The following is a 5,484-nucleotide window of genomic DNA, read 5'->3' on the forward strand; positions in this document are numbered from 1 at the left end:
TTCACCCGCACCACCTCGCCCTAACCCCCCCCCCCCCGGTCCACACGTATCGTGGCCAACTTGCTGCTGTCCGGGTACGCCCCCCCGGGGACCCCGCCGCCCCGGCCCAGCACCCCGCCCTGGCCCGGCGGCGGCACGTCGGTGTACCGCACCGGCCGCCCCGCGATCCCGCTCAGCACCTGCGCCACGGTCTCAAGGGTCGACGACGACGGCCCGGTCAGGTCGTGGTGCCGCCCGCTCGGCGGCAGCAGCGCCAGCGCGGCCAGGCACCGTCCGACGTCCGACCGCGAGACCAGCGACACCCGACCGCCCCCGGCGGGAACCCGCAGCTCACCCGAGCGCAGCGCCGGACGCAGGAACGACGCGAAGAACTCCGTGAACAGCGACGCGCGAGCGAACGAGAACGGCAGCCCGCTGCCCTCCAGCAGCCGCTCCGTCCACCCGTTGGTGAACGCGTAGCAGAACGGCGAGGCCAGGTCGGCGTCCACCCCGCTCAGGTACACCACGTGCCCCACCCCGGCGTCGACGGCGGCCCGCACCACGTTCTGGTGCTGCACCACCATCCGCGCGGCCTCACCGTCCCCGGACACGAACACCAGCACGTCGACACCGCCCAGCGCCGCCACGAGCGACCCCGGCTCGTCGTAGTCCGCCCGCACCGCGGTCACCATGCCCGACCGCAGCGCCTGCTCCGTCAACCTCGCCGGCACCGCCTCCGGGCGACGCGCGAGCGCCACGACCTGGTGCCCGGCGCTCGCGGCCAGGAGGTTGACGACCTGACTGCCGAGCGTGCCGGTCGAGCCGGTGACCGCGATCCTCACGCAGGTCAGGGTACGCGGACCCCGGCGCCGGCCCGGCGGGACGATCCTCTTGACGGGACGGTCCCCCTGACGGTGCAGGTCGCCCGAGGGAACAGGGGACTAGGCGATCCCGTCCAGCACCACCAGCTCGTCCTCGGTGAGCCGCAGGGCGCTCGCGGCGACGTTCTCCTCCAGGTGCGCCACGCTGCCCGTGCCGGGGATCGCCAGGACGTGCGGGCCGCGGTGCAGGGTCCAGGCCAGCCGGACCTGCGCCGGGGTGGCGTCGTGCGCCGCGGCGATCGCCTCGACCTCGGCCCGGCCCGTGTCGTCGTGGCCGCCCGCCGGGGAGGCGCCCGGGACCGCCGCACCGACGGCGAAGAACGGCACGAACGCGATGCCGCGCTCGCCGCACAGGCTGAGCAGGTCGTCGTCCTCGCGGTGGGTGAGGCCGTACTGGTTCTGCACGCACACCACGGGTGCGATGGTCAGCGCCTCGGTGAGCTGTTCGGCCAGCACGTTGGACACGCCGAGGTGCCGGACCAGGCCCGCGTCGCGCAGCTCCGCGAGCGCCCCGAAGTGCTCCGCGACGGACTCCGGTGCGCGGCCCTCGCCCGCCATCCGCGTGCCCCAGCGCAGGTTGACGACGTCGAGGTGGTCACGGCCGAGCTGCCGCAGGTTCTCCTCGACCTGGCCGCGGAGCTGGTCGGGGCGCGCCATCGGCTCCATCTGCCCGTCGCGCGACCGGGCCGGGCCCACCTTCGTGGTGATGACCAGGTCGTCGGCGTAGGGCTGCAGGGCGGCGCCGATCAGCTCGTTGGCCGAACGGGTGGGCGTGAAGTAGAACGCGGCGGTGTCGATGTGGTTCACGCCGAGCTCGACGGCCCGGCGCAGTACCGCGAGCGCCGAGCCCCGCTCACGGGGCTTCTCGTCCCAGGGCATGCCCATCAGCCGCATGGCGCCCAGCCCGATGCGGTTGACCGTGCGGTCACCGAGCTGCCAGGTGCTTCGGGAAGTGGTGGTCGTGTTCGTGGTCGTCTCTGCGCTCATGGAGCCAGCCTCGCGCCGTGCCGGTCCGATACCGCGGTGATGGCAGGTTGTTGCCGCTCCGTCGTCCGCGCCTGGTGCCGTGCGACGCCGGAGGGCATGATCGACGTCATGCAGACGGGCGAGGTGGTCACCATCGTGCACGGCGAGCGCGAGCTCATGGAGCGCACGGCGCACCTGATGGCCACCGCCACCGACGTCGCCTGCGCCGCCAACGACCTCGCCACCTGGGCCCGGGCGCAAGCCTCGGGTGAGCTCGCCGAGGCGATCCGCACCCGCCGCCCCGGCGACGTCCGCATCCGCAAGGTCTACCGCTCCGCCCTGCTGCTCGACCCCGTCGCCGCCCAGGGCCTGGCCCGCGACCGCGACCGGCACGGCGCGCAGATCCGCATCACCGCCGACGAGATCAACGAGACGATCATCCTCGACCGCCGCCTGGTCATCCTCGCCGGCGACGTCCGCGCCGGGCAGCGCAGCTACAGCGTCATCACCCAGCGCGAGACCGTCCAGGGCGTCACGTCCCTGTTCGACGCCGCCTGGCGGTCCGCCACCGAGCTCGACGTCTACGACAACCGGATCGCCGAGATCCGCCAGCTCGCACCCCAGGTCCTGGACCTGCTCAGCCAGGGGGTCAAGGACGAGACCGCCGCCCGCACGCTCGGACTCGGCGTACGCACCTACCGCCGCCGCGTCGCCGAGCTCATGGACGCCCTCGGCGCCGGGTCACGCTTCCAGGCCGGGGTCCGCGCCCGGGAGCTCGGGCTCGTCTGACGCACAGAGCCGCACACCGCGGGCGTGTCAGTGGCGGGTGCAAGACTCACGCACGTGACCGAACGCGCACCCGTCCCCGTCGACGTCGTCGAACAGCTCGCCGCCATCCTCGAACGCCTGCCCGAGTGCCGCGAGCACGACGCCTGGACCGGCGTCGCCTGGAAGACCCGCGACGCCACCGTCGCCCACGTGTTCGGCGGCGAGGACGGCCTGGTCCGGATCACCTTCCGCGCCGACCCCGACGAGGTCGCAGCGTTCCAGCACCTCGGACCCCAGTACTTCAAGGCCGACTGGGGCACCAACGTCGTCGGCCTCGTCCTCGACCAGCACACCGACTGGGACGAGCTCACCGAGCTCCTCACCGACTCCTACTGCATCCAGGCCCCGCAGCACCTCGCCGACCAGATCGACCGACCCGGACCCACCACCCCGGACGCACCCCAGGCCGCCACGGCACCCACTGAGTAACCTCGACAGATGACCCAGCGCACCGCCGTCGAGACCTGGATCCGCGACTACGAACGCCTCTGGCGCACGGCCGGAACCGACGGCCTCGCCGAGCTCTTCACCCCGGACGCCACCTACCAGCCCTCACCCTGGGCACCACCCGTCGTCGGGCTCCCGGCGCTCGCGGAGTTCTGGGAGAGCCACCGCGACGGGCCGGACGAGCAGTTCACGCTGACGGCGCAGGTGCTCGCCGTCGACGGGCCGACCGCCGTGGTCCGGGTGAACGTGGAGTACCTGGAGCCGGGGGACCGCTGGCGCGACCTGTGGATCCTGGAGCTCGACGACGACGGGCGGTGCAGCGCGTTCGAGGAGTGGCCGTTCGCGCCGGGCCAGGACAGCGCGTCCGGACAGGACGGTCAGTAACCGCGGTCCCGGGCGACGGCCGACGCCGGACGCGACCCCGCCCGGATCGCGGTCAGCGCCGCGTCGAGGCAGGCCACGACGTCGGACGGCAGGGTGAGCCCGGAGACGTGCGGTGTGATCGTGACGTCCGGCCGCCGCCACAGGGGCGACGATGCCTCCAGCGGCTCTCGCTCGACGACATCCAGCGTGGCGTGCCGCACCCGGCCCGTGTCGAGCGCGTCCAGCAGCGTGGCGGTGCGGACCGCAGAGCCGCGGCCGATGTTGACCAGGTGCACCCGCTCGAAGGCCCGCAGCAGGGCGGGCGTGATCAGCCCGTCGGTCTGCGGGGTGTGGGGGAGGGCGAGCACGAGGACATCGGCGCGCGCAGGATCGAACACCTGTGCGACGCCGGTCGACAAGCCGTGCGTCAGGGGTTCAGGTGTCGCGGGACCGGGTGCTGCACGACGGGACTCCGCAGCGCCAGATTCTGCAGGGCCGAACGCCTCGGCGAGGGGGAGTACCGCGTCGAAGGCGCCGTCGGGACGGCCGGTCCGGCTCAGGCCCACGACGCGGTACCCGAGGGCCGCCAGGGTCCGGGCGATCGCCGCGCCCATGGCGCCGGTGCCCACCACGACGGCCTCGCGACGGTCGGGCGACGCGGGCGGGTTCGACGCGTCCCAGGCCGCCGTCGTCGACTGTGCGAGATAGCGGGCGACCTGCCAGCGTTCCGCGAGGACCCAGGTCAGCACGTACTCGGCGATTCGCCCGGGCATCGTGCCGGTGGTGCGGGTCAGGACGACGTCGTCCGGCAGGGTCGGCGCCAGGTGCTCGACGCCGGCGAAGGGGGAGTGGACCCACGCCGCGCGCGCTGCCTGCGTCGGATTCGTGGTGATCGCGAGCGTCGCATCCCCGTCCGTGACCTCCAGCCCGTTCGAGAGCGCCCATTCCGCGAGCGCGGCACGCCAGGCCGGATCGACGTCGGCTCCGAGGCGGACGGTGGGACGACGGCGGAGCGTGTCGGCCAGGTCAGGGACGGCGGGGCCTGGGCCGGCGGATCGAGAGGTCACCCGGCGATTCTGCCCGGTACGGACGCACCGGGGGTCTGAAGCACGGGCGTCCAGGGGACGAGGGGCTTCGTTATGTCAGAAGGTCACGGTGCCACAAGGGTCACGCCAGCGAGCTCCAGGCCCGGGCCTCGTCCATCAGCTCACCGATCAGGGGCGCCTTCCCGGACCGGTATCGCACGCGGTCCCGCCGGTCCTGCGCCGCGAGCTCGGCCTTCAGCGTCGCGTAACGGTGTGCCGCCTCGGGATGAACGCGCAGGTAGTCGCGGAACAGCAGCCAGTCGCGCCAGCCGGTCGCGCCAGCCAGTCGACGCGTGCTCGACGACGTGCAGGTGGTGCGTGCGGAGCTCCACCGACGGAAAACAGACCGACCATTTGCGCCGTTCGACGTCGCCGGGTTCCGGGGCGTGCACCCAGCCGATCCTGAGCAGCTCAGGGAGCGCCGGAGCGAAGGCCTCGTGGTCGTCGACGACGGCGAGCATGTCGACGATGGGCTTGGCCGGAAGTCCGGGCACCGACGTCGACCCGATGTGCTCGACGGGTGCGACCAGCAGACCGGCCAGCACGGGCTCCAGGGCGAGCCGCTGGGTGTCGAAGTCGTGCTGCCAGCGGGGGTCGTGAGGCTGGATGACGATGGGATCCTGACGCACCGGCACAGCGTGGCACAGGTCGAGACGATCGCTGAGATCGTTGCAGATGCTGGGATCTACGAGCTGATGTGCCAGTTCCGTGCTACATCCGAGCCCGATCCGATAATGCACATTATGTCATTACGGCGCGGAGAAGCCCTGAGGACAGGTCCCCCGGACACGGGTGCATCGAGCCGCCGGCCGGCCAAACGCGGCCACTGAACATGACCACCAAGCCCTCCGGCGCCCCGCGGGCCACCGTCTGCGGAATCCACCGCAATCATGCGGCCGCTCGCATCGCCCATCTGGCCGAGTTCGAGACGGATC

Annotated in this window: 7 protein-coding genes and 1 pseudogene; 3 read left to right on the forward strand and 5 right to left on the reverse strand. The window is 72.7% G+C overall.

The window, feature by feature from the left end; all coding sequences use genetic code 11:
• Positions 1-20: 20 nt before the first annotated feature.
• Together ACFWEJ_RS26905 and ACFWEJ_RS26910 are read right to left on the reverse strand one after the other, a co-directional pair.
• Positions 21-821, reverse strand: coding sequence for an NmrA family NAD(P)-binding protein (locus ACFWEJ_RS26905; RefSeq protein ID WP_377232239.1), 801 nt, complete (start codon positions 819-821; stop codon positions 21-23).
• 99 nt (positions 822-920) lie between these two features.
• A complete protein-coding gene (locus tag ACFWEJ_RS26910) occupies positions 921-1,847 on the reverse strand; it encodes an oxidoreductase (RefSeq protein ID WP_377232240.1) in 927 nt (308 codons plus the stop codon).
• 96 nt (positions 1,848-1,943) lie between these two features.
• On the opposite strand from ACFWEJ_RS26910, the gene ACFWEJ_RS26915 reads away from it, so the two are divergent.
• Genes ACFWEJ_RS26915 through ACFWEJ_RS26925 form a run of 3 tightly spaced genes read left to right on the forward strand, consistent with a single transcriptional unit; the run spans position 1,944 to position 3,485 of the window.
• Entirely contained in the window at positions 1,944-2,615 is a 672-nt protein-coding gene (locus ACFWEJ_RS26915; protein ID WP_377232241.1) for a DNA-binding response regulator, read from the forward strand.
• Between the two features lie 54 nt (positions 2,616-2,669).
• Positions 2,670-3,083: an MmcQ/YjbR family DNA-binding protein gene (locus ACFWEJ_RS26920; RefSeq protein ID WP_377232242.1), complete on the forward strand. Its 414-nt coding sequence runs from the start codon at positions 2,670-2,672 to the stop codon at positions 3,081-3,083.
• A 9-nt stretch (positions 3,084-3,092) separates the two neighbouring features.
• The gene (locus ACFWEJ_RS26925) at positions 3,093-3,485 is read left to right on the forward strand and encodes a YybH family protein (RefSeq protein ID WP_377232243.1); all 393 of its coding nucleotides are present in this window, start codon (positions 3,093-3,095) and stop codon (positions 3,483-3,485) included.
• Here the strand turns inward: ACFWEJ_RS26925 and ACFWEJ_RS26930 are convergent.
• From ACFWEJ_RS26930 to ACFWEJ_RS26940, 3 genes and pseudogenes are all read right to left on the reverse strand, one after another.
• Positions 3,479-4,531 carry an NAD(P)-dependent oxidoreductase gene (locus tag ACFWEJ_RS26930; protein WP_377232244.1) on the reverse strand — a complete coding sequence of 351 codons (1,053 nt, stop codon included), beginning with the start codon at positions 4,529-4,531 and terminating at the stop codon, positions 3,479-3,481. The two genes, ACFWEJ_RS26925 and ACFWEJ_RS26930, sit on opposite strands and share 7 nt — an antisense overlap.
• Positions 4,532-4,631: 100 nt before the next feature.
• Entirely contained in the window at positions 4,632-4,835 is a 204-nt protein-coding gene (locus ACFWEJ_RS26935) for a GrpB family protein (protein ID WP_377232245.1), read from the reverse strand.
• Positions 4,825-5,289 (reverse strand): annotated as a pseudogene (locus tag ACFWEJ_RS26940) (GrpB family protein); the annotation flags it as partial. The gene ACFWEJ_RS26935 and the pseudogene ACFWEJ_RS26940, both read right to left, overlap by 11 nt.
• Positions 5,290-5,484: the final 195 nt, after the last annotated feature.

The sequence above is a fragment of the Promicromonospora sp. NPDC060204 genome (assembly GCF_042728455.1).
Taxonomy (GTDB): domain Bacteria; phylum Actinomycetota; class Actinomycetes; order Actinomycetales; family Cellulomonadaceae; genus Promicromonospora.